The following is a 23,527-nucleotide window of genomic DNA, read 5'->3' on the forward strand; positions in this document are numbered from 1 at the left end:
CGTCCCTGTTTACGGCTGCGACTGCGGTTGCACCGCGGCCGGATCAAGCGGCTGATATGGTTGCAGAACGGTGTCGCGCTGCTCGCCCAAGACCCAGGCGAAGCCCGAATACATCACCACCAGACAGACGAAAGTGAACAACACCACCATCCACGCCGGCACGATGCGCACCAGGTTACGGCGCTGATCGTTCAAGCCTTCCCAGTGCGGCGACAGCTCGCGCGGCACGTCGCCACGCAACTGACGGATCTGCCGATACAGAGCATCGCGGATGCCTTCAAGTTCGAGCATGCCGCGCGCTTGCACGCGGTACTTGCCCTCGAAACCGAGGGACAGGCACAGGTACATCAGTTCGAGCATCGGCAAGTGCTTGACCGGGTTTTTCGACAACCGATCGAGCAACTGGAAGAACTTCTCGCCACCGAAGGTCTCGTTGTGGAAGCTGCTCAGCAGGCTCATCTGCGACCATTCGCTTTCGTTGCCCCACGGCGTGGTCACGACAGCTTCGTCGACCACGGTGCAAAGCACGTAACGCGCGGCCATCACCTGGCTGCTTTCGGCGCCGTTGTGCAGGGCGCGTACTTCAAACAGTTTCAGCCCGGCAGTCAGACGCTCGTTGAGTGCGTACAAGTCTTCGCGGGTTTCGCTGTGCTTGAGGCGCACCACTTCCGAGAGCAGCTCGGACGAAGCAGCGACCAGCGAATTGAGGCTGATGTTGAACGCTTCTGCCGGGCGCAGGCGCGCGGCGTAGATCATGCGTTCTTCCAGTTGCTCGAAACGCGGCGGCGCGGCGAAGTCGGTCAGCGGACTCGATGCCGGTCCGTGGCCCTGACGATCGAGCAGGACGGTTTTGTCGTCCTGGTTGTAATCCGTTTCCTTGATCATGTCGGTCAGTTCCTGATGGCCCAGAATTTCAGTTCAAGCTCGGCGAATTCGCCGGACACGTGGAACGCGAAACCGCCGGAGCGCTCGAGTTGTGCCAGGTCTTCGGAACTGAGTTCGAGGATGAAATAGGTTTTGTTCGAGTGGAACGCGATCTGCCGTGGGGCCACCGGCAACGGTTTGACCTTGATCCCCGGCAAGTGCAGGTTGACCAGTTGGCGGATACGCTCCACCGGGCCGACCTTGAGGTGCGCCGGCAAGCGGTGGCGCAGTTCTTCGGAGTCGCAGTTGGCACTGGCTGCCAGCACGAACGATGCCGAGCCGAGCAGTTTGTGGTCGTGCAACGGCGAGACGATGATGCCGTACTGACGCGCTTGCAGGATCAGTTCGATGGCGTGCTGTTCGAGCACCATCGACAGCACCTGACGAATCGCTTCCATCAGTTTGCGGAAGCTGCCGCCCTGGTCAGCGTGGGAGTAGCGGCTGTCCAGACGCGGACGTTTGCTTTCGCCGGAGAAGGTCGCCAGATCGCCGAGCATGGTCAGCAGCGTGCGGTACAACTCTTCCGGGTGCACCTGCTCCAGACCGAGGTAGTGGCGCAGCAGCAGTTCGGTACGGTTGATCAGTTGCAGCATCATGAAGTCGCCGACTTCGGCACCGCCGACCTTGCCGTTGGAGCGGATGCGCTCGGCAATCGTGTCACCACGGTGGTTGAGCATGCTGATGACTTCTTTCAGACACGACAGCAGATAGCTGGAGGCGTGGGCCTGAATGTAGGTCGGCACGAAATCCGGATCGAGGCTGATCACGCCGTCCGGCGTGGTGTCGAGCACGTCGCAGATCTTTAGCTTCACGTAGGCCTGATCGCTCTGCTGCTCGCCGAGCAACAGTTTGAAGTCCGGGCGACCGCAGCTGACCTGGCTGGCGGAATCGTCGCCGGCGTTGGAATCAGCGACTTCGGCGTCGTACGCGGTGTAACGCGCGAGCACGTCGGACTGCTCCGGACGGCGCGACTCGATGTGGTTACCGGTGACCAGCGGCAGCGCCAGGTAGATCGGTGTGTTGCCGGTGTTCGGCGGCACGTCCAGCGCCAGCGGCTCGGTGTTGCCACCGAGTTCGAACAGGCTGCCGTCCGGCAGAATCCCCGAGGCTTCACTGATCACCAGTTTGCCCATGTTGAGGAACTGCAAGTCGATCTCCAGATTGAGGAAACCCCAGGTGTAGCCACCCAGCAACTGGGTGCGGGTTTTCATCTGGTGATCGTAATAACGATCGTTGTGCTGGAAGTGCTGCGGGCGCAGCAGCATGCCTTCCTGCCAAATGACTTTATGGGTATTCATGATCAGTCATCCGCCTTGGCGAGCACTTGATTGGTGTTGCGGATGCCGGTCTGGTCCAGAGTCAGATCGACTTCGGTAACTTCCAGCGGAGTGATCTGAACGGTGTGGCGCCATTGGGTGTCGGGCAAGTCGCGGTAAGCGGCGAGAACGCCAACATAAAGGCTGCCCTCTTCCACTTTGAGCTTCATCTCCACGGTTTCACCCGGGCGCAGTTCGAGTTCTTCGCTGGCCACCAGGTCCGGGTTGAGGGATTCCTTGGCGCGCTCGTAGAGGCTGAAGAAGTCAGCGTTCTCGAAGGTCACCGGGTGCTTGAGTTCGAACAGGCGCACGACGATCGGCGACGGCCGACCATTGAGGTCCGGGTTGAGCTGATCGCTGCCGGTCAGCTTCAGGTTGATCTTGGTCACTTTCGAGTACGGCGACAGCGACGAGCAACCGGCGAGCAGCACCAGCACGGTGAGCGCAGTCAGCGTCTTGAAAAAAGCGGTCGAGCGGCGAGACATGCGCATCATCCTTGGTGGTCGGTGTGGAGGGTGGAGATCAGGCGGATCTGTTCTTCGTAAGCCTGGGCAAAGTCGCGGGCCAGCAGACGCTCGCTCCAGTCATCGTCCTGACGCAGCGCCTGGTGATAACGACCGAACGCTCTCCAGCGCCCGCCCGATGTCGCGATCAACGGCTTGTTGTCACGCTCGAAACGCAGGGTCAGTTGCTCCGGCGAGAAATGCTCCAGCGTGCCGCGTACGGCGGCGCGGCTGGCGGTCAGCAGGGCCACTTGATGCGCCTGCAGATCGCGGAACGCGCGGGAGATGGCTTGCTCGGCCGGCAGATGACCGGGCTTGCTTGGCTGCAACAGAATCTGCAGGGCTTCGCTCGGATCGACAGCGAATTTCAGCGGGTTCTTGTTGGTGCCTTGCACGGTGGTCTGGGCCAGACGCAGCTCGTTTTTCAGCTCGGAACGGGTGCGCAGGCTCTGCTGCAAACCGCCGATGCTCTGCCGCAGCAAGCGCGCGGCGTTCAGCGCCAAGGTTTCGCGCTCGTCGTGGCTGAGGCCTTTGACGTCGACACCCAGTGCAGCACCGAAGTGCTCCCAGAAACCTTCGCTCTGGCGCTCAACGGCTTTCGGCGCCGGAGCAGGCTCAGGTTCGACAGGGGCGGCAATCAGCTCCGGCACCATCAGGCTTTCCATGTCGATACGCGCGTAGTCGGCACGCTGACGGGAATCCTCAGGCTTGGTGTTCGGCGCCAGCAGTTCGTCGATTTCCGAGTACACGCGCTCTTGCTGTTCGAGGGCATTGAGTGGGTCGAGATCGAGGAACGCATCGTCAGGAATGATGCTGCCAGCAGCGCGCGGACGGCCGACTTCACCGTCGAAGGTCGCCGGGTCGCGTACCAGGCGCGCGCGAATCTCGAAGTCGCCCAGCACGTAGGTGCTGCCGTGCTCGATGCGCACCGGTTCGCCTTTGTGCAGGCGTGCACCGCTCTCGCCATCCTGGACACCGTTGCTGCTGGTGTCGGTGAGGAAGAACGTGCCTTCGCGGTAGCTGACAATCGCGTGGTGATTGGACAGGTGACGCTTGCGGTCAGGGATGATCCAGTCGCAGTCCTCGCCCCGCCCGATCACGCCACCGGCCTGTTTAAAGGTCTTCTGGCACAACTCGGTGGGCACGAACTGCTTGGTGTTCAGCATTTCGAAAACCAATTCCATGTTTGATGCTCCTTGCGGTCACTTGCCGCGATTGACCGCTTGCGGATCACCCAACGGGCGATAGTCGTTGTCGTTGAATTTGTAGTTGCCGCTACAGCCGCCCAGGCCGCATAGAACGACGAGGGTCAGCAGGACAGCTTGCCAGTGACGAACAGACATCAGAGGGTCTCCAGGGGTAGACAAAGTACAAAGCGCCGACCCTTGCGGGCGGCGCTGAAATTGGTTTTTGCGAGGATTTCGATGACGTTTTGCCTACCCATCGAAATCTCCCAGATTGATGTTCAAACGGCCGAGCCGATACAGCAGCGTGCGCCGTGGCAGACCCAGTTCGCGGGCGGCGAGGGTCTGGTTGCCGTCGTTTTTGCGCAGGCAATCGAGCAACAAAGTACGTTCGACCTGCTCCAGACGTTCGCGCAGATTCAAGTGGCTGTTGTCTTCCGGCATCGGCTCCATGCGCAGGGAGAAATGCTCGGCGAGCAATTCGCCGCCTTCGCACAACAGCACCGCGCGCTCAACGAGTGCCTTGAGTTCGCGCACGTTGCCGGGGAAGTTGTAGCCGGACAGGTGTTCCAGCGCCGCGCTCGACCAGCGCACCGGATCGCGCTGCAAATACGTGCAGGTCTTCTCGGCGAAGTGCTGAGCCAGTTCGAGGATGTCGCCTTCACGCTGACGCAGTGCCGGCAGCTCGATCGGGAATTGCGCGAGGCGGTAGTACAAGTCCTCACGGAATTTGCCTTCGCTGACCAGCGTCGACAGATCGCGGTGGGTCGCGGCGATGATGCGCACGTCAATCTTGTGCGTATCGTTGGAACCTAGCGGACGGATCTCGCCTTCCTGCAACACGCGCAAGATCTTCGCTTGCAACGACAGCGGCATGTCGCCGATCTCGTCGAGCAACAGCGTGCCGCCATTGGCCGCATCGAACAGCCCCGCACGGTCGCGGTCGGCACCGGTGAAGGCGCCTTTGCGATAGCCGAACAGCTCGCTTTCCAGCAGATTTTCCGGGACCGCCGCGCAGTTCTGCACGATGAACGCCTGAGAACGACGCGGGCCGCAATCGTGAATTGCCCGAGCGACGACTTCCTTGCCGGTGCCGGTTTCACCACGCAGCAAGACGGTGTACGGGCTGTGCAGGACTTTGCTGATCAGCGAATGGGTCTGGCGCATCGCCGCGCTTTTGCCGATCAAGCCATAGCCACTGATGCTCGGCACGCTACGCGCGACTGTTGCCGATTCCGCCAGCGGCTGACGCAGGCGTTGCAACAAATGCAATTGGCCAAGCACGAACGAGCCGAGCTGGCCGAGGGAATCGGCGAAGCCTTGCAGGTGGGTACGACGACGGCTGGCGCACAGCAGCAGACCTTCGACCGCCTTGTGCTGATTGACCAGCGGCACGCACAGCAGCGACTGCCACGGCGAAGCCGCCGCCGGCAGAAAACTGGTTTCGTGCAGGCTGCCGCTCAAGTCGTCGAGGCACACCACGCGGTTCTGGCACAGGGCAAATTGCAGCAGTTGCTCACCGTTGTAATCCGCCGGCAGGCTCGCCGCTTCGCGTGGTTGCAGGGCGCCGTCGAGGCATTCGGCGTTCATCCCCAGGCACGTGTGGGTGGCGTCGAGCAGATACAGCTGCGTCAATTCGCAACCGCTCAACTCGGCCAGACCACGCACGAAGTCACCCAGCAACGCAGCACCGTCCGCCGCCCGCGACAGACTGGCGAACTGCGCCAGCAACGCTTCGGCATAGACCAGTGGCTGCGGCACCTGAGTGAACATCACGCCCACCTCAGGCGAACTCGCACGTCACGCTGGCTTCACCGTCGAGCGTGGCATGCACGCGCTTGAGGCTTTCGCCGGTGGCCATGGCGTCGAGCAGACGATCCGCAACCAGCGGCAAAACGTGCTGGTCGAGCAGATGGTCGATCAGACGCGCGCCGCTGTCGCTTTGCGTGCAGCGCTCGGACAGGTGATCGACGAGGTTCTGGCACCAGCTGAAATCCAGCTGACGACGGTTGAGGCGCTCGCCGAGACGACCGAGTTTGATCTCGATCAGCTCGCGCAGCACCGGGCCGCCGACCGGGTAGTACGGCACCACTTTCATCCGCGCCAGCAGCGCCGGTTTGAAGTGTTTGCTGAGCACCGGGCGAATGGTTTCTTCGAGGACTTCAGCAGTCGGCCGTGCGCCGTTTTCGCAGAGGTCGCTGATCTTGTCGCTACCGAGGTTCGAGGTCATCAGGATCAACGTATTGCGGAAGTCGATCTCGCGACCTTCGCCGTCGTTGGCCACGCCTTTGTCGAAGATTTGGTAGAACAGGTTGAGCACGTCCGGATCAGCCTTCTCGACTTCATCGAGCAGCACCACCGAGTACGGTTTCTGCCGCACGGCTTCGGTGAGCATGCCGCCTTCGCCGTAACCGACGTAGCCCGGTGGCGCGCCGATCAGGCGGGAAACGGTGTGTTTCTCCTGGAACTCGGACATGTTGATGGTGGTGATGAAACGATCACCGCCATACAGCAAGTCAGCGAGGGCCAGTGCAGTTTCGGTTTTACCGACGCCGCTCGGGCCAACCAGCAGGAACACGCCGACCGGTGCGTCCGGTTTGTTCAGGCCGGCAGCGGTGGCGCGCATCGAGCGGTCCAGTGCGTGCACGGCTTGTTCCTGACCACGGATGCGCGTGCGCAGGTCGGTGGCGAAACTGGCGACTTTGGCGTTGTGTTCGCGAGCCAGTTGCGCCAATGGCACGCCGGTCCAGGCACTGATCACTTCGGCGACCAGACGCGGGCACACTTCGAAGCTGACCAGACGCTCTTTGACTTGGGCGGCGGTCAGGGCGCTGTGGGTTTCGTTGAGTTGGGCTTCCAGCGCTTCGACGCTTTGGCCTTCTTCGACTTCGGCGGCAACGGTTTCGATCACGGTGCCTTCAGCGTCTTCTTCAACGGTCACCACTGGCTCAACGGCTGCCGCTTCGCGGGCCTTGGCCAGTTGCTGACGCAGTTCCAGCAGGCGCTCGGCCAGTTGTTTCTGCTCAGTCCACAGGGTTTCCAGCGCGACCATTTCGTCTTCGGCTTCGTCGAGACGAGCTTCCAGTGCGTCCAGCGCTTCGTGGTCGATCAGCAAGCCAGCTTCGGCATCGCGGCGCAGGGCCTGACGCTGACGGCCACCTTCAGCCAGTTCGCCACGCAGGCGCTCCAGACTTTCCGGGGCAGCGGCGAGGCTGATGCGTACGCGGGCACACGCGGTGTCGAGGACGTCGACGGCTTTGTCCGGCAGTTGCCGACCGGCCAGGTAACGTGCGGACAGTTCAGCGGCCGAGACCACCGCGTCATCACGCAGGTAGATGCCGTGGCTTTTCTCGTAGACCTGGGCCAGACCACGGAGGATGGTCACCGCTTCGCTGACGGTCGGTTCGTGCAGTTGCACCGGTTGGAAACGACGGGCCAGCGCCGGGTCTTTCTCGAAGTATTTCTTGTACTCGGCCCAAGTGGTGGCGGCGATGGTGCGCAATTCGCCACGGGCCAGCGCTGGCTTCAGCAGGTTGGCCGCGTCGGAACCGCCGGCATTGCCGCCCGCGCCGATCAGGGTATGGGCTTCGTCGATGAACAGAATGATCGGTTTTGGCGAAGCTTTGACTTCGTCGATCACGCCTTTGAGGCGACGTTCGAACTCACCTTTGACGCTGGCGCCGGCCTGCAACAGGCCCATGTCCAGCGACAGCAGTTCAACGCCTTTGAGCACTTGCGGCACTTCACCGGCGGCGATGCGCGAAGCCAGGCCTTCGACGATGGCGGTCTTGCCGACACCGGCCTCACCAACGACGATCGGGTTGTTCTTGCGGCGACGGGCGAGGATGTCGACCATTTGGCGAATGGCGCCGTCACGGCACAGCACCGGGTCGAGTTTGCCGTCACGGGCCTGTTGGGTCAGGTTGTGGGTGAAGCGCTGCAACAGCGATTCGCCCTGCGCGGCCGGTTTACCACTGGCCGCCGGTTGTTCCTTTTGCGACAGGGCAAATTCTTTCAGGCGATCGATGTTCAGCTTGGCGAGCAGCGGCTGATAACGGCTGCCGGCGTAGCGCATCGGGTTGCGCAGCAGCGCGAGGATCAGCGCCGCATCTTCAACCTGGGTCTGGCCCAATTCGAGGTTGGCCACCAGCAGCGCATCTTGCAGCCACTGCACCAGTTCCGGGGCGAACACCGGGTTGCGCGAAGCACTGTGTTCGACGCGCGATTGCAGCGCGGCGCTCAGTTCGCCGGCGTCGACGTCGGCATCCTGCAGTGCGCGCGACAGCAAGCCGTTCGGACGCTCGAGCAGGCCGAGCATCAAATCTTCGACGAGGATCTTGCTGCCACCACGGGCCACGCAACGCTCGGCAGAACGTTCCAGATCACGACGGGTTTCGGCGTCCAGCGCCTGGATGAGTTGTTGCAGGTCTACGTTGATCATGGCTCACGTCCTTAATGAATTTTGCTGCCCAGGGTCACCACGCCGTCCGCTTTTTCGCGGCCCAGCCAACTGGTCCAACCGAGGCGACAGGCGTTCTGCTCACCGATGCGCAGTTCGCGGATTTCTTCCTGGCGCAGAACCAGGCGGATGTCGTAATCGAGCGGGTCACGCAAGGTGAACCGCACCAGCGCGCAGAGCGGCTGGTAACCGAAACCGATCGGCAGGAATTCATGGAATCGCTGCCAGTCGAGTTCGGTGATGTGAATGCGGAATTTGCCGCTGCGGTCGCGCACGTGTTCCCCGAGCACCAGGTCTTCACCGAGCAGGCTGTTGGCGCGGCCCAAACGATTGCGCTGCTCTTCGAGAATTTCTACGCGGCGCTCGATGCACTGCTCGATGACCAGGTCTTCGTGCTTGAAGTAGTAACGCAGCACGGCTTCGATCAGCGCCGCCGAGTGCGCGCGCAGGCTGAGCAAACCGAGATACGGCAGCAGGCGTTTCCAGTTGAGTTCCTTGGCCTTGCGGATCTCTTCGCCACCGAGGCCGATCAGGGCAAACAGCTGCGAGGAGAACGGGTCAATCGCCCCGCTCTGGAAGCTCGCGCGGTAGCGGTACTTGCGCCAGATCGGCAGCATCAGCCGTTGCAGGCGATGGTGGAACAGGTCGAGGAAGTTACGTGTCGGGTTGCCGTCCTCGCTGTCGCCCAAGGCTTGTTCGCCATAGAACGCCGGCAGCGGCGAGCCGGAACCGACCAGGCCGATCAGGTTGAAACGCATGCGCGCGCGCATCTGCCCGTGTTCTTCGAAAAACTCGACGCGATCGACGTCGCTGCGCGGAAAACCGAGGCTCGGGTTGGCCTGGAACTCCACGTGGTCGTACAGATCGTCTTCGCTCAGGTGCGGGTGTGCTTCGCGCAGCCGGTCGATCACCAGCAGCACGGCCTGAAACAGCGAGTACTCGCGTATTACCTTGGTCAGCCCGCTTAAAGCAGGGGCTGCAGGCCCATACGTGGTGTCCATTGGTACACCTCTCCCTGTGTGCTTTTTACGCGCAGCTCATGGAATGAATTGAGACTGGCGTAAAGCGCGAAAAACTCGTTAAGAACCGAAGCGAAAACGAACAGGTCGCCTTCGCCGATGTACCCTTCCGGGTCGATGGTCAGTTCGGTGCGCAAACCGCGCACCGGCAACCCACGGTGCAAGCGGTCAACGTGGTGATGCTTGATGTGCTTGAGGCCGCCAAGCAGGCGTTTGCTGACCTTCTCCGCGTGCTGGTCGTAGTAGCGCGGCAGGTCGTAGGTTTCGAGAATCACCTTCAACGCATTGACGTCGGCCAGCGACAGATAGTTAAGCGACATGTTGCTGATCAGCTTCCACAGGAAGTCTCGGTTCAGCGGCGGCGCGAAGCTGGAAGTGGCCGGGGTAATGTTGCGGAAGCTCAAGAACTCCGGCGTCTCTTCACTGGCCATGCAGATGTCGCCGAGCTTGAGCTTGCGCGGCAGGTTCTGGTTGGTGCACATCAGCTCGATCGACAGGGTTTCGTGGGCTTCGGTATGGCGAATACCGAAGCTCAGGTAGGTGTCGAGGCCGTCGTGCAGCAAGGACGAACGCTGGCGGATGCTGTAGTGCGGACGGCTGTTGGGCACGTCGAAACTCGGGTCGTGCTCGAAGGATTCGAACGGCACATACTCCTGATAACCAAGGCCACCAGGCTTCCAGCCAGTCACGGTTTCCACCGAGAACACGCCGCAGTTTTCCAGATCGTATTCCGCCGGCAGCAACAGGTATTCGTCCTGCTTGCCGTCGAGGCGGATCGGCAGCGCGTCGTGGGCGAACAGGTTGGCAATCGGCGTGCAGAACAGCTTGACGTTATCCAGGGTCGGCCGCATGCGCATGATGCCGCTCTTGCGGATATCGAAGCGCAGTTCGAGGCCACGCATCTGCTTGAGGGTGTCTTCCGGCAGCGCGTTGATGATGTCCAGACCGTTGACGTCGACGAACAGGAATTTGTCCTGGAAGGCGAAATATTCCTGCAGGTAGCGATAGCCGCGGAAGGTGTTCAGCGGATACGGGATCAGCGCTTCTTCTTCGGCAAAGCCCACCGGTTTGACCCGATCACCGGGAATCTTGAACGCCATCGGCTTGCCACTGACACCATCGATTGGCTTGCCGGCACCGTCGAGCGGGATCAACTCGATGCCTTCGAGGTTGCGCAGCAGGCTCAGGTAGAGCATCTGGCTGATGTAGCGCTCACCGGCAAAGTGCAAACGCAGCTTGCTCAGTTCCAGCTCACCGAGGTGGCCGTCGGCACTCATTTCCAGACGCAGGCTGAGCAGCGAGCCGTCGCCCTTCACCGAGTAATTCAGCGCGGCCAGATCCAGCGGCAAGACTTCGGTCGGGTAGCAAGTACGGAAGCGGCAACGCACGTCTTCGATCGGTTTGCTTTCAATCGGTGTATCACGCTCGACGCGCAACGCAGGCCCGGAACGCTTGAGCGGATCGAACTGCAAAATGCTGAACGCCGGCAGCGGGCGCATGTAGTTCGGCCACAGCAACTGCATCAGCGAATGGCTGAGTTCCGGCAGCTCGTCATCGAGCTTCTGGCGCAGACGCCCAGTCAGAAACGCAAAGCCTTCGAGCAACCGCTCCACATCCGGATCCCGCCCGGCCTGCCCCAGATACGGCGCCAACGCCGGACTACGCTCGGCGAAACGGCGACCGAGTTGGCGCAGTGCGGTGAGTTCGCTTTGGTAGTAGTGGTTAAAGGACACGGGTTACCTGCCTGTGGTTGGAATCGGGGAAATCTGATGGCTGGTGCAATTCTGCGCTGTTCGTGCGACTGGCATACTCGAGAGTTCGAGAGAAATCGCCAGTCTTCGACAGCCGAAAAATCATCTCAGGCAGGTGACTGGTTCAAATAAATACTTCCAACCACGTGCATAATCGGAATCATCATCACGCACACGAACATCATGATTTTATGCGTCTTCTTTTCCCTGACTCGCGCAGAAATCCCGGACAAAGCAACTACCAAGCAAATAATTGCCAAAGTGCCAAACAAATCGCTATCAGCCACTCCGGCCAAGTAACCTTGAATAGTCACTTATTGAACTCCATGAAATTCCATCGATAAAACAAAAAAATACTCAAAAAATCTTCGGCCATTGAGCCGGTGCTGAGATTTTTATAATTCCAACCTGCTTCAGCCTTTCGATAAAGCCCGGTCTCGATCAGCATGCCCGCGTACCCAGAGTTCTGCGGGTCAGCCATGTTTGCACCCATCCACTTCTGTATCGTTGTGATTGGACGAAAGCTGGCACCAGAGGTATTTCCTTGCCGGATCTCAATTTCCGTTTCAGTAATACGGACAACCATCTGAATGTGGTGCGCGAGATCACCTGGACGATCCTTCGCCTGCGCTAGGATATCGCCAGGTAACAATCCCTCTACGGACTCCACTGCCAAGGTGTTTTCACCGACTCGCTGCATGTCGGGAGCACCGTAAGTCAACATAACCATTTCACTGAATCCAAACATATTGGACGCATATCTGTCATGGTTCGCTGCCGCGTAGTTCTCCATGTTACGGTATGTTCGGACACCCGTTTTCAACTTGACGGGTAGCCCACGCTTCGACGCGAACTCACACAACACCCTAAGTGCAAAATCTTCGCACGTAAATTTATTGTTAGTGACTGCGCCTTCTCTGTTCCAATACTGTTCATTGATCAATTTTTCTGCAATCAATGGCGCATCACTGTGAAAGTCGGCGACGTCTGCATCAGTCCAAAAAGCCGTTGTTTTCCAAAAAACCTTATAGGTCACTTTTTTTGGAGTCTTGTCCGCTTTCGGAGTCAAAGCAACCGAGCGAGCCATTAACGTCGACAGAACTTCTGCACTCATAGTGCCGTTCCATCAATCGCTGCGTGGAAGTCGAAAGTTTCACCCTCTTTTCCTCCGACTAACTCGGTTCTGCCCATTGCATCACTTTGACCGGTGATGACTTTCCCTTTGGAGGTTGTAATTTGATAAGGAATATCCGACAGCGGATTTCCATCCTGATCTTCCATCACCACCTGTTGTGTATGTGAAAACAGCATCAGCGGCAACGGCGGCACAAACGGCGCCGGCGAATGCGAATTCCCGATAATCACCGTCGAAGACCCAGCCGTAACCTTGTTGCCGTGGGAGCCCACGGAATCAACAGTGACAGCAGACTTGCCGTTGATTTTTACCGTCGTCGCCAAACCGCCGACCATCGCACCACCACACGCCGAGGCATCGCCTTGGCGGGCGGCCGCGAGGCCGTCGAAGAACACGTCGCCGGAACCGGCGGCGATCGGGTTGGTACCGTGGCCTGGAAGTGGGCAAGCGGTGGGGTCGGATACGCGTGCTGCTGGTTTGCCAGACATCGGGGATCTCCTTAGGTGACCTTCACTTGTCCGCTGCCATCCAGGCGCGCGGAAAAACTGACCTGACGCTTGAACCCTTCAACTTCCAGCAGGCCTTCGATGCTGAAGGCGAGGCGAAGCTGATCGTGGTCACGCGGCAGGGAAATGACACGCACATTGCTCAGGCGCGGCTCGTAGGCTTCGATGAAGTTTTCGATGGCCAGACGGGCCTGACTCAGGGAGTCGTGCAGGCTCAGACGCATGTCATTGAGATCGGGCAACCCGTAGTCGGCCAGCGTTTGCACGCTGCCGGCCCGGGTGCTGAGCATTTTGGCCAGATGGGCAGCCACTGACGCCATGGCACAAGCCTCAAGGCTGTTGCCCTTGCGTAGTTGCGCGTCGCCGTTGAGGCGTTCGAACAGGCTGCCGTATCCGTCCATGAGTCGCTCTTACTCTTTGTCCAGCTTGCCAACCAGCGACAGGGTGAAATCGGCACCCATGTACTTGAAGTGCGGACGCACGTTCAAGCTCACGCGGTACCAGCCCGGCTCGCCTTCAACGTCGCTGACGATCACTTGCGCAGCGCGCAGCGGACGACGGCCACGGACTTCGGCGCTCGGGTTTTCCTGGTCGGCAACGTACTGACGGATCCACTTGTTCAGTTCCAGCTCGAGGTCGGTACGCTCTTTCCACGAACCGAGTTGCTCGCGCTGCAACACTTTCAAGTAGTGAGCCAGGCGATTGACGATCATCATGTACGGCAGTTGGGTGCCGAGCTTGTAGTTCAGCTCTGCAGCCTTGCCTTCTGCGCTGATGCCGAAGAACTTCGGCTTCTGCACCGAGCTGGCGGAGAAGAACGCCGCGTTGTCGGAGCCTTTACGCATGGTCAGGGAGATGAAGCCTTCCTCGGCCAGTTCGTATTCACGACGGTCGGAAACCAGAACTTCAGTAGGAATCTTGGTTTCGATTTCGCCCATGCTTTCGAAGTGGTGCAACGGCAGGTCTTCAACCGCGCCACCGCTCTGCGGGCCGATGATGTTCGGGCACCAGCGGAATTTGGCGAAGCTGTCGGTCAGCTTGGTGCCGAATGCGTAAGCGGTGTTGCCCCACAGGTAGTGCTCGTGGCTGTTGGCCACGGTTTCCTTGTACACGAACGATTTGACCGGGTTTTCTTCCGGATCGTACGGGTTACGCAGCAGGAAGCGCGGCACGGTCAGGCCAACATAACGGGAGTCTTCCGAAGTACGGAAGCTCTGCCATTTGGCGAATTGCGGGCCTTCGAAGTGGTCTTTCAGATCTTTCAGATCCGGCAGGCCGGTGAAGCTTTCCAGACCGAAGAATTTCGGGCCGGCAGCAGCGATGAACGGCGCGTGCGACATGCACGAAACGCTGGCCACGTACTGCATCAGCTTCACGTCTGGCGAGCTTGGCGACATGTAGTAGTTAGCGATGATCGCGCCCACAGGCTGACCACCGAACTGGCCGTATTCAGCGGTGTAGATGTGCTTGTACAGGCCCGACTGCATGACTTCCGGCGAATCTTCGAAATCGTCCAGCAGGTCTTCTTTCGAGACGTTGAGGATTTCGATCTTGATGTTTTCGCGGAAGTTGGTGCGGTCGACCAGCAACTGCAGACCACGCCACGACGATTCCAGAGCCTGGAAGTCCGGGTGGTGCAGGATTTCGTCCATCTGACGGCTGAGCTTGGCATCGATCTCGGCGATCATGCGATCAACCATGGCCTTCTTGACCGGCTCACCGTTGTTCTGCGGCTTGAGCAGTTCTTCGATGAACGCCGACACACCGCGCTTGGCGATGTCGTAGGCTTCGTCGTCCGGAGTCAGACGGGTTTCGGCGATGATGCTGTCGAGAATGCTGTACTCGCCGTTGCCGGCGCTCTTCTCTTGTGCTGCGCTAGTGCTCATTGTGTTGGCTTCCTTGGCTGGAGTCTCAGGCGTCCGGGGCTGCGGCGTTCAGGCCCAGCTCACCGAGTACGCGACCGCGGGATTCGTCGTCGGCGAGCACGCCTTCGATCGCTTTACGGAACGCAGGTGCGTTACCCAGCGGGCCTTTGAGGGCCACCAGCGCATCGCGCAGTTCCATCAGTTTTTTCAGCTCAGGCACTTGCTCGACCAGGCTGGCCGGGTTGAAGTCCTTCATCGAATTGACGCGCAGTTGCACAGCCAGCTCGTCGGCCTCGCCATCTTCCTGCAGACGGTTCGGCACGCTCAGCGTCAGACCCAGTTCTTGCTTGGCCAACACTTCGTCGAAGGTCATCTTGTCGATGCTGATCGGCTTGCGATCTTCGATTTTGCGATCGTCCTTGCGGTGGGTGTAGTCACCGATTGCCAGCAGCTTCAGCGGCAGTTCAATCTCTTCCTGAGCACCGCCGGTGGCGGGTTTGAAGGTGACGTTGATGCGTTCCTTGGGGGCTACCGAGCCTTCTTTGGCCATGGCTTTTCTCCTTGCGGTTGTGGCCCTGGGGCCTATTCGAGTACCACTTCGAGGTCGAGGTGGCACAGCCTGCGATAAATCTCTTCCTTGCGTTCACGTACGGCATGGTTCTGCGGCAACAACTCGCAGCAGCTATGCAGTAAATGCAGCACTTCCAATGCAAGATCGGGCTCCCAGGCGTGCAGGCCTGAGTCCTGTAATGTCTGATCGAGGGTTTCCAGCTGGTTCTTGGCCAGTTCGTATTTCTTGGCCATGAAGCACAGGCGCGCGAGGGCGAACTGCCAGAAGAAACGTTCGCGTCCGCCGTGGGCCGACTGCAAACCTTGCTTGAGCGTCTGCACGGCCGGCTTCAGGCCTTCCTTGCGCAGCAGCGGCAGGACTTCTTCGAGGGCCTTTTCCCAGGCCGGCTGGGTTTCGACGTTTTCGCTTTCGACCTTGCGCGGCGCACTGGCGCTTTGCAGGTGCGGCATGACGTTGGCGGCGATCCACGCCCGGGTGGACGGATCGGCAAACGGCGCGCCGTCATGGAAGCGCAACTCGACAATGCCGGGCAGCCGTTGAACCAAAAGCGCGAAGTGGATTTCCACTTCGCGCATTGCCAACTCGGCGTTGAGGTTCTGGAGACATTCCCAGACCATCCTCTGGCCATCGAACCAGAACGGCGCCTTCGCCAGGCTTGCCTCCAGCTCCACCAGCAGGTCAGCGTATTTACCCTGATCGAAACGGTCCTGATAGAGCTTGAGCTTTTCCAGCGGCAAACCGCGCAGCACGGTGATCTGCTCGGCGTTGCGCTCGGGCACCGCGTCGATGGTCATCCACAACAACGTGCGGTTCAGGCGCAGGGCACGCAGGTCGGTGGCTTTCTGCTTGAGCCACCAGGCGCACAACGGGCGGGCACTTTCCTGCTGGGCGCGCAGAGCTTTGTGCGCGTCTCGTTCGTTATCGATCGGAGCGCCGGGTGTGAGCAACTGGCTGGCAGCCTGCTTGACCTGCGCCACCGCCGCACCGACCACACCGGGAGCCGGCTGGTTGTCAGCGGCGCGCTGGATCATGGTTTTCAGGCGACGGGAGATCGGCAGCAGCAGCGGCGAGTCATCGCCCAGGTGCTCAGCACACGCCGCTTCGAGACCGGACAGGTGCTCGGAGAGCTGCCGGAACATCGGCAACTGCTCTTTGATCGCAATGTTTTCGGTGATGACCTGCTCGAGACGCGGCACCAGCCAGCCGATCGCGGCGGCACGGGTGCGGGGTTTGAGCGGGTGAACGTCGGCCCAGTTGTTTTCCGACAAATGGTGCAGCAAGCCGAGACCGGCAAGGAGGCCGGGGAAGGATTCGCGCTGGTACAGCGACCAGGTCAGCCAGGCGCCGACACGCAAATCCTTGGATTGGGTACGCAGCAGATTTTCGCTGTTTTCGCGGATTTTCAGCCAGTCGATCTGCCCGCTTTCGTGCATCGACGACGCTTTGGCCAGCTCGCTTTCCAGCGCCTCGAATTCGCTCGAAAAACGAACGTCTTCGCCCGCGAAATTCTCTTTGGAAACAGAGACTTTAGCGAGTTCGAGGTAATGGGCGGAAAGTTTGCTTGAGTAGGACATCCATGGCCTTTATTAAGGATTACAGTCAGGCGCCTGTTGGAGTAACCGTGGCGCGGGACAGTATCGAAGAGCGGTGGTGCGACTCATCCAATTGAGATGTGCTCTTTCAAGTGGGCGCATCGTAATCACTATGATGGCCACTAGCAAGCATCTGATTAAACAACAAGACGAAGTGTTCATTGGGGTGTGTAGGAGATCGCCCTATATGTCGCAAGGGAATCCCTGATAGTCATTTATATTCGCCACATTTCTCTCTCCCCAGCCAAAGCCCTGAGCCAGAGCGCTTCCGGGCGGCGAGACGACATCTTGCCGGACGCTCGTCCCATTACAGGGTGGCAAGCATGACAACTCTTGAAAAAAATAGAAGTAGGACACTTCCGAAAATGCATCAGCCTCTTTGAATAATTCAGCGAGGACAATGACGAACAGAAAAAGTGCCATCAATTTGATGGCAAAGTACTTTTGTGAAACTTTCACAGCCCGTAAACACTGCACATTCGTGCTAACTCAATAAATACCGAAGTAGTCTCCTACAGCCCTTTCCTTCAATTCATACAACATTTTACAACCCAGAAGTCTCTGACAGATGACAGAGACACTTCTTACATCAATTTATTTCCCCCGCAGCTAGCGTGCCTTGGCAAATTTTTTATGCGTGGCGATCAGGGAGGATCGGACACCGCGCAATGACTCACTTTGCTTAAGGACAAGCCTATGTTCGGTACGGGCAATTGCGCACTGTTTACCCTGAAAATTCCTGCTTTTCGTCACGACTTCAAGGTGCTTTCGTTTAACGGCGCTGAAGCCATCAGTCAGCTGTATGCCATCCGTGTCGCACTGGTGAGCGAGCGGACTGATGTCGATCTCGAAGCGTTGCTAAGCCGACCTGCATTCCTGCAATTCGGCGCCAATCAGGAAGGCATTCACGGGCGCATCGAAAACGTAATGCTGGCGGAGTCCGGCAAACGCCTGACTCGCTATGAGCTCACACTGGTGCCCGCGCTGCACTATCTGCGATTCAGTCGCGACCAACGGATTTTTCAGAACCTGACGGTGCCACAAATTGTTGCGCAGGTTCTGCAACGGCAGGGCATTCAGCCCGATGACTTCACCTTCAATGTCACCACCAGTCCGGTGCGTGAGTACTGTACGCAATACGGCGAGGACGACTTCCGTTTTATCCAGCGCCTGTGCGCCGAGGACGGCATCGCGTGGCATCACCAGCACTCGGTCGACAGGCATTTGCTGGTGTTCAGCGACAGTCAGGTGTTTTTCCCAAAATTGGGAGCGACCGCTTTTCAGCCTGACAGCGGCATGGTTGCAGAACATCCGGTGGTCAATCACCTCACCATGGGCTTCAACACTCGCACCAGCACGGTCACCCGCCGCGACTATGACCTGAAACGCCCGAGCCTGTTGCTGGAGAGTCGCTTCACCGCCGAATTCACGCCCGAACTTGAAGACTACCGTTATCCGCTGCTCATGACGTCCGAGAAACACGGCAAACAGCAGGCGCGCCAAGCACTGGAGCGGCACCGCAGCGACTATCAATGGATTGAGGGCAAGAGCAATCAAGCGATATTGCGCAGCGGTCACCTTTTCGACCTGACCGAACATCCGCGACCGGACTGCAACGAGATGTGGTTGCTGCTGAACATCACTCATGAAGGCAAGCAGCCCCAAGTGCTGGAAGAGGCTTTCAGCAGCGATGACAAAACGGCTGATGGTTTCACTCAAGGTTATCGCAACACCTTCAAGGCAATCCCGGCCGACGTGCTCTATCGCCCGCCGCTGCCAGCGCCAAGACCTGTGCTGGTTTGCCAGACCGCGCGAGTCACCGGGCCTCCCGGAAGAGAGACGTTCTGCGACGAATACGGCAGGGTTCGCGTCGAGTTTCCATGGGACCGGGCAGAACTCAATAGCGAGAAAAGCAGTTGCTGGATACGCGTTGCCTCCAGCTGGGCCGGGGAAGGTTTCGGGGCGATGACCATTCCGCGCATCGGCATGGAAGTGGTCGTGACCTTTCAGGAGGGAGATCCCGACCAACCACTGATCACCGGTTGCGTACCCAACAAGGTCAAATCCCCCGCCCACCCACTGCCGGCCAACGAGACCCGAACGGTGTTGCGCAGCCAGAGCTCTCCGCGCAATGGCGGATACAACGAACTGTCGATCGAAGACCGTGCTGGCCAGGAGAAAATCTACCTGCGGGCTCAGCGCGATCTGGAACAACTGATCCTTAACGACAGCTACAGCCTGATTACCCGCGACCGCTTCGAGCAAATTGGCAATGACAGTACCAGCCTGATCGAGGGCAAGACGTCGCACACCCACCAAGGTGTGCGCAGCACGCAGGTCAACGCCGATGACCTGCTCACGGTTAGCGGCATCAGCAGTCAGTCGGTGGGAGCGCTGGTAATTCAGGCCGGTCAGCAGGCGCATGTCACCGCAAGCAACGTGGTGATCGACGCTGGCATGAGCCTGACGCTGTCGGCGGGCGGACACCACATCGTCATCAACGCCGGCGGGATTTTCAGCAGCGTGCCCATCGTCGAGGGCGGTGCGCCGTTGGCGGGCATCGAGCCACTGCAGCCGCTGCAGGCAGTGGGCGGCATCGCCCCTCCTGTCAGTACCACACCGCTGTCGATCGTCAACAGTGCTCGCCAGCAAGCGGCGGATTATTGCCCGCTGTGCGAAGCCTGTGCGGCTGGGCAGTGCGGCTTGGGAGAAGTCGCATGAACCGGGTCGAACAATGGCTGCACGAACAGTCCCGGGCCGGACGTGATCTGTTTCTGATGCTCGATACCGACGGTCAGAGCGAAGCACGCACGGCGCTGGCCGCCGACCTCGGCACTGAGCGATTTCGTCATTTGTACGCGGGCACGGCGGCTGAGTCATTGGCGCAAACCGGCCCGCTGCTTTTGCAGATCGACACGGCGCGCCACCCCGTCATCCTGTCATTGCTCGACACACCCGATCGCCATTGGGGTTGGCTGGCCAGCGCCGAGCATGTCGCTCTGGATGATCTGGCAAGCCATTGGCGCGAGCGCGTGGTGACCGGTGAACGCCCCAACCTGGCGGTGTATCGCGTGCATGACAACCGCGTGCTCGGACGCGCGCTGGCGCATCTGCAACCCGAGCAATACGCAGCGTTGCTCGGGCCGGTCAGCAGCATCTGTTACTGGCATGCCGGGCAATGGAACGTCGCCGACAACCCGGCCCCCGGCGAACACCCGCTGCCCATCGACCCGCCATGGCTGCAGACGCCCATACCGGAGCTGATTTACGCAAACGTGCTGTTCGACAACGCCCGACGCTATCTGGTGGGTGAGCACACTGAAGCGATGGCCCAGCTAGCGGAGCAACTCGACATCGATGACTGGCTGTGGGGAGAGATTCAGCTGACGCACCTGTGGGGCTGGCAGCAACCGGAGCAAGTGCACTTTTTGCTGACCCAAAGTCTTCAGCTACCGGGGTATGTGCCGCCCAAGTCATGGTTGCCCAAACCCGGAGAAGACTCGGCGGTGCACTTTGAGCGGGTGTATCAGCAGGTACTGTATTGGCAGGAGAGCGGCCCCCTATGAGACGTGCATTTCAATATCTGGCACTTGGCAGTTGCACTGCATTGACCCTGGGTTGCTCTACGGTTGGTACGCCGAACACGTTTACCTTTGTCCCCGACTTTCCACCCAACTTCAAGTACGACCTGACGGCCACCTATGTTCCCGCGAAGGGACAAACGTGTTCCGTACCGGGTGGAAGAGACACTCAACTTGGGTTCAACAAAACCAACATGAAATACGAAGGCACCTCCGTAGTCCCGCTTTACAGAACCGTAAGCGACTGCCCGCTGGCGCTGAACCATGTGGAGATCAAGGTCATCGGTGTTTTTGGCCCCGGACGAAGTAACAGCAGCTATGACTACGCCTCATTTGCCGTACGCCCTGAGTTGCTGGAGCGACAAATGGGTACTTTCAGAGATGACGAGACAGCTGAGTTCTTCGGTGAGTGTATGTGGTCCTTCCGAACGGTGGGGCCGAAGCGTTACCTGATCAAACTGCTGACGTGCAAAAAAATGGATGCGCAGGGCAATGTCGGGCGAAGCCGTCCTTCAACGGCGTACACGCTGACTCAGCTTTCTGGAAAAAAGGTAATTCTGAAGATCCAATTGTCTGAGCGGGAAAAGCCCGCTTTTGGTGACACCTGGGTAAAAGTGCCAGGCGGATGGAAGCGCTGCATGGGGAAAGCCTTTGAGGATCAGGATGCGTTCTGTTTCGGCAATTACAAAGACTTCAGCACCTTCAGGATGGTAGACGAGCGGATCTGCACGATTTACCCGGATTGCACTGAAAACAAGGACGAGACCCAATGAGCATAGATCCGATAGATCCCAGCATAGTTGCCTTTATGCAAGGCAACATCCACGCCTGCCCAAAACGCGGTCACGCCACGAGTTTTCAATTGGTGGACGAGTTCGGTGATGGCAAACCCTACGCTGGTCTGACCTACGAAGCCGTCGATTACGAGGACACGGTTTATACCGGCAAACTGGACTCCACGGGCTCTGGAAAAGTTCTTGATCATTACTGCGGTCCCGTGACCTTGAAGCTCAGTCAGTTTTATCAGGGGAAAGAGGAATTATATGCGCGACTGAAGGAACGACCGCACTACCCCCTCCCCATCACCGAACTCCAGGTGCGCGCCGAAAAAACCCGGTTCTTCAACAAATCAGGTGTACGCACCCAAGCCAATCCTGCAAAAGACCTTGCCGCAAACGCTGCCTATTACCAGGTTGAAGTGAGCGAACTGGTCAAGCATGTAGCGCACTTGCCGCCCATGGCAAAGCGAAGTGATCCGCCGAATATGGTGGTTCACAAACTCATGCGATCCGCACCGAAAACCAGAGCTTTCGCGCAGGTTGATACAAGCGCCCCGGATAGTGGCGCGAGCGCGATCTTCACTCAGGGAGAACTGGCCACGGTCGAGTTGGGCTTTTCCCCGCCGCCGCCCAAACCCCAAGGCATTGCTTTGCTGCCTAACAAACATCATGTGCTGGAGGTGCGCCCCATGAGGGCGTTGCGCCCGATGCTGTCGACGAGCAATGAGTTCTGCGCACTCAACCTCTATCAACTGTCGCTGATGGCGACACTGAGTTACACCGACTTCGGACAGGAGCCAAACACACAACCGGTCGAGACCGACAGTGTGAGCTTCCCCTTGCAGCCCAGCAGCGGCAACTGGTTTGGCCATGCCCTCCCGCAGTTTGATGAGCTGTGGAAAGTCGATGCCACCCAGCGCAAAAAGTATTACCCGCTGTACGAGGAAGTACCCTACTCGAAACGCCTGGAAGTGGTGCCGTTCGACCCGCACCTCTATCCCGAGGTCAACGACTCGGCATTGGGTGATGAGCAGGAACACCCGGCCAAGCTGCACTTTTTTGATGATCGCCAGCAGGTCCAAAGCACGGACACACAAGCATTCATCTGCCACCACGACGAGCTGATCCTCATCAGCGTTCGCGGCACCAGTGAAATATGGCCCGACGGCCTGCGTGATGGTGATGCCTATCAGATTCCCTTCGAAGAAGGCGAAGGCAAGGTGCACCGCGGATTCTACGGTGGTGCTTTAGCGGCTTATCCGTTCATCGTGACTTATCTGGAAAAGTTCTACAGCGGACAAAAGCTGCTGATCACCGGGCACAGTCTGGGCGGGGCAATCGCACTGATCTTGTCCGAAATGCTACGGCGCGATCCACAGTTCCTACCGCAGATCGTCCTCTACACCTACGGCGCCCCTCGCGCCGGCGACACCGCTTTCATCGATAGCGCCCAACCGCTGATCCACCACCGCATCGTCAATCAGAACGACCCGGTTCCGAGCGTACCCGCCACATGGATGAACACTTTCGCCAATCCAAAGCCAATGTATATCGCCAACGGCGCAGTGCTGGTTATTACTCCGGCCGCCGGTTTTGCCTTGCTTGTCTGGGGAATGACCAACTTCTTCGGTGACGATTATGGCCATCACGGCGCGCTGCGCCATTTCATGCCAGTGGTGTTTGGCAAGGAACACCAATCCTCCATTCTCTGGCAGCCGGGCTGCAGCATCATCAACGATCACGGCTGTGCCGAAGCCTTGCGAAATATCAATGGCCTGCCCAAGCGCGGCTCTTTTCTAAAGCAGCTCTTCGCGGCAGGCGATCACTCGATGGTCGGCAGCTACATCCCCGGCTGCTGGGCAAGCCTGCGCCGCTGGCAAGAGGCGCAGCAGCTCAAACGCTCGTTGGTCACGCCACGGGAGTTCGAATGGGTCAGCGGCGCATTGGAAAATATCAGAAAGCAACTGCGTGCCGTTGAGCGCGAGATCCAGGCTCACCCCAGCGCCTATGTCCGCCACGAGGAAAGAAACCACAAGGTCACGGTTCTCAACAATGAAATAGACAAAATCAAAATGACCCATGACCGCCTGGTCGCCCTGCGCAGCCAGCGAGTCACCGAAGCCGACGTTTACGGCAGCTACGCCGACCAGCCCGAGTGGGTGCAGGAAAACCTGCTGCGCTGGAACGCTCACCCGGAAAACCTCGTTCAGGAACAACTGGCAGTGATTCCGCCAGCCGCCGAGGACCACGATGCCACTATCGCCGCAATGACCGGTGGGCATGCCGTTGGCGCGCCGTTTCAGCTGGATATTGATTCGTTCGTATGACTCAGTTTAGTCAAC

General features: G+C 59.2%; 20 protein-coding genes. 4 read left to right on the forward strand and 16 right to left on the reverse strand.

The genetic code is table 11. From position 1 onward, the window contains the following. Positions 1-9: 9 nt before the first annotated feature. From icmH to tssA, 16 genes are all read right to left on the reverse strand, one after another. Positions 10-885, reverse strand: a complete 876-nt coding sequence (gene icmH / locus GTU76_RS03180; RefSeq protein ID WP_016985783.1) for a type IVB secretion system protein IcmH/DotU — start codon at positions 883-885, stop codon at positions 10-12. Between the two features lie 5 nt (positions 886-890). After that, positions 891-2,222: a type VI secretion system baseplate subunit TssK gene (tssK, locus tag GTU76_RS03185; protein WP_007920300.1), complete on the reverse strand. Its 1,332-nt coding sequence runs from the start codon at positions 2,220-2,222 to the stop codon at positions 891-893. A gap of 2 nt (positions 2,223-2,224) precedes the next feature. Continuing rightward, positions 2,225-2,725, reverse strand: a complete 501-nt coding sequence (gene tssJ, locus GTU76_RS03190; RefSeq protein ID WP_007920299.1) for a type VI secretion system lipoprotein TssJ — start codon at positions 2,723-2,725, stop codon at positions 2,225-2,227. Between the two features lie 5 nt (positions 2,726-2,730). Then, positions 2,731-3,927 carry a type VI secretion system-associated FHA domain protein TagH gene (gene tagH, locus GTU76_RS03195; protein WP_116028532.1) on the reverse strand — a complete coding sequence of 399 codons (1,197 nt, stop codon included), beginning with the start codon at positions 3,925-3,927 and terminating at the stop codon, positions 2,731-2,733. A gap of 18 nt (positions 3,928-3,945) precedes the next feature. Next, positions 3,946-4,086 (reverse strand): hypothetical protein, encoded by a 141-nt coding sequence (locus GTU76_RS03200; RefSeq protein ID WP_007920296.1) that lies wholly within the window; start codon positions 4,084-4,086, stop codon positions 3,946-3,948. A gap of 93 nt (positions 4,087-4,179) precedes the next feature. Next, a complete protein-coding gene (locus GTU76_RS03205; RefSeq protein WP_016985781.1) occupies positions 4,180-5,700 on the reverse strand; it encodes a sigma-54 interaction domain-containing protein in 1,521 nt (506 codons plus the stop codon). A gap of 10 nt (positions 5,701-5,710) precedes the next feature. Beyond that, on the reverse strand, positions 5,711-8,368 hold the full coding sequence (gene tssH / locus GTU76_RS03210; RefSeq protein ID WP_180698059.1) for a type VI secretion system ATPase TssH: 2,658 nt from the start codon (positions 8,366-8,368) through the stop codon (positions 5,711-5,713). A gap of 11 nt (positions 8,369-8,379) precedes the next feature. Continuing rightward, positions 8,380-9,387 (reverse strand): type VI secretion system baseplate subunit TssG, encoded by a 1,008-nt coding sequence (gene tssG, locus GTU76_RS03215; protein ID WP_016985779.1) that lies wholly within the window; start codon positions 9,385-9,387, stop codon positions 8,380-8,382. Continuing rightward, the gene (tssF, locus tag GTU76_RS03220; RefSeq protein ID WP_016985778.1) at positions 9,351-11,138 is read right to left on the reverse strand and encodes a type VI secretion system baseplate subunit TssF; all 1,788 of its coding nucleotides are present in this window, start codon (positions 11,136-11,138) and stop codon (positions 9,351-9,353) included. Before tssF ends, tssG begins: the two co-directional genes overlap by 37 nt. 125 nt (positions 11,139-11,263) lie before the next feature. Further along, entirely contained in the window at positions 11,264-11,470 is a 207-nt protein-coding gene (locus GTU76_RS03225; RefSeq protein ID WP_100216387.1) for a hypothetical protein, read from the reverse strand. Then, entirely contained in the window at positions 11,467-12,270 is an 804-nt protein-coding gene (locus GTU76_RS03230) for a hypothetical protein (RefSeq protein WP_180698060.1), read from the reverse strand. The genes GTU76_RS03225 and GTU76_RS03230 overlap by 4 nt, the downstream gene beginning before the upstream one ends. After that, positions 12,267-12,779, reverse strand: a complete 513-nt coding sequence (locus GTU76_RS03235; RefSeq protein WP_180698061.1) for a PAAR domain-containing protein — start codon at positions 12,777-12,779, stop codon at positions 12,267-12,269. Before GTU76_RS03235 ends, GTU76_RS03230 begins: the two co-directional genes overlap by 4 nt. A gap of 11 nt (positions 12,780-12,790) precedes the next feature. Next, positions 12,791-13,198: a type VI secretion system baseplate subunit TssE gene (gene tssE / locus GTU76_RS03240; protein ID WP_007920274.1), complete on the reverse strand. Its 408-nt coding sequence runs from the start codon at positions 13,196-13,198 to the stop codon at positions 12,791-12,793. Positions 13,199-13,207: 9 nt separating this feature from the next. Continuing rightward, entirely contained in the window at positions 13,208-14,683 is a 1,476-nt protein-coding gene (gene tssC / locus GTU76_RS03245) for a type VI secretion system contractile sheath large subunit (protein ID WP_007920272.1), read from the reverse strand. Between the two features lie 25 nt (positions 14,684-14,708). Beyond that, positions 14,709-15,212: a type VI secretion system contractile sheath small subunit gene (tssB, locus tag GTU76_RS03250; protein WP_003229587.1), complete on the reverse strand. Its 504-nt coding sequence runs from the start codon at positions 15,210-15,212 to the stop codon at positions 14,709-14,711. Positions 15,213-15,244: 32 nt separating this feature from the next. Further along, complete coding sequence (tssA, locus tag GTU76_RS03255) at positions 15,245-16,807, reverse strand: type VI secretion system protein TssA (protein WP_007920270.1); 1,563 nt, start codon at positions 16,805-16,807, stop codon at positions 15,245-15,247. Positions 16,808-17,521: 714 nt separating this feature from the next. On the opposite strand from tssA, the gene GTU76_RS03260 reads away from it, so the two are divergent. From GTU76_RS03260 to GTU76_RS03275, 4 genes are read left to right on the forward strand one after another with little or no spacing between them, the layout of a single operon-like run. Continuing rightward, on the forward strand, positions 17,522-19,546 hold the full coding sequence (locus GTU76_RS03260; RefSeq protein WP_180698062.1) for a type VI secretion system Vgr family protein: 2,025 nt from the start codon (positions 17,522-17,524) through the stop codon (positions 19,544-19,546). Next, positions 19,543-20,391 (forward strand): DUF4123 domain-containing protein, encoded by an 849-nt coding sequence (locus GTU76_RS03265; protein ID WP_180698063.1) that lies wholly within the window; start codon positions 19,543-19,545, stop codon positions 20,389-20,391. Before GTU76_RS03260 ends, GTU76_RS03265 begins: the two co-directional genes overlap by 4 nt. Further along, positions 20,388-21,179: a hypothetical protein gene (locus GTU76_RS03270; RefSeq protein WP_180698064.1), complete on the forward strand. Its 792-nt coding sequence runs from the start codon at positions 20,388-20,390 to the stop codon at positions 21,177-21,179. Before GTU76_RS03265 ends, GTU76_RS03270 begins: the two co-directional genes overlap by 4 nt. Further along, complete coding sequence (locus tag GTU76_RS03275; protein ID WP_180698065.1) at positions 21,176-23,512, forward strand: lipase family protein; 2,337 nt, start codon at positions 21,176-21,178, stop codon at positions 23,510-23,512. Before GTU76_RS03270 ends, GTU76_RS03275 begins: the two co-directional genes overlap by 4 nt. Positions 23,513-23,527 lie beyond the last annotated feature (15 nt).

The sequence above is a fragment of the Pseudomonas crudilactis genome (assembly GCF_013433315.1).
GTDB classification, from domain to species: Bacteria; Pseudomonadota; Gammaproteobacteria; order Pseudomonadales; family Pseudomonadaceae; genus Aquipseudomonas; species Aquipseudomonas crudilactis.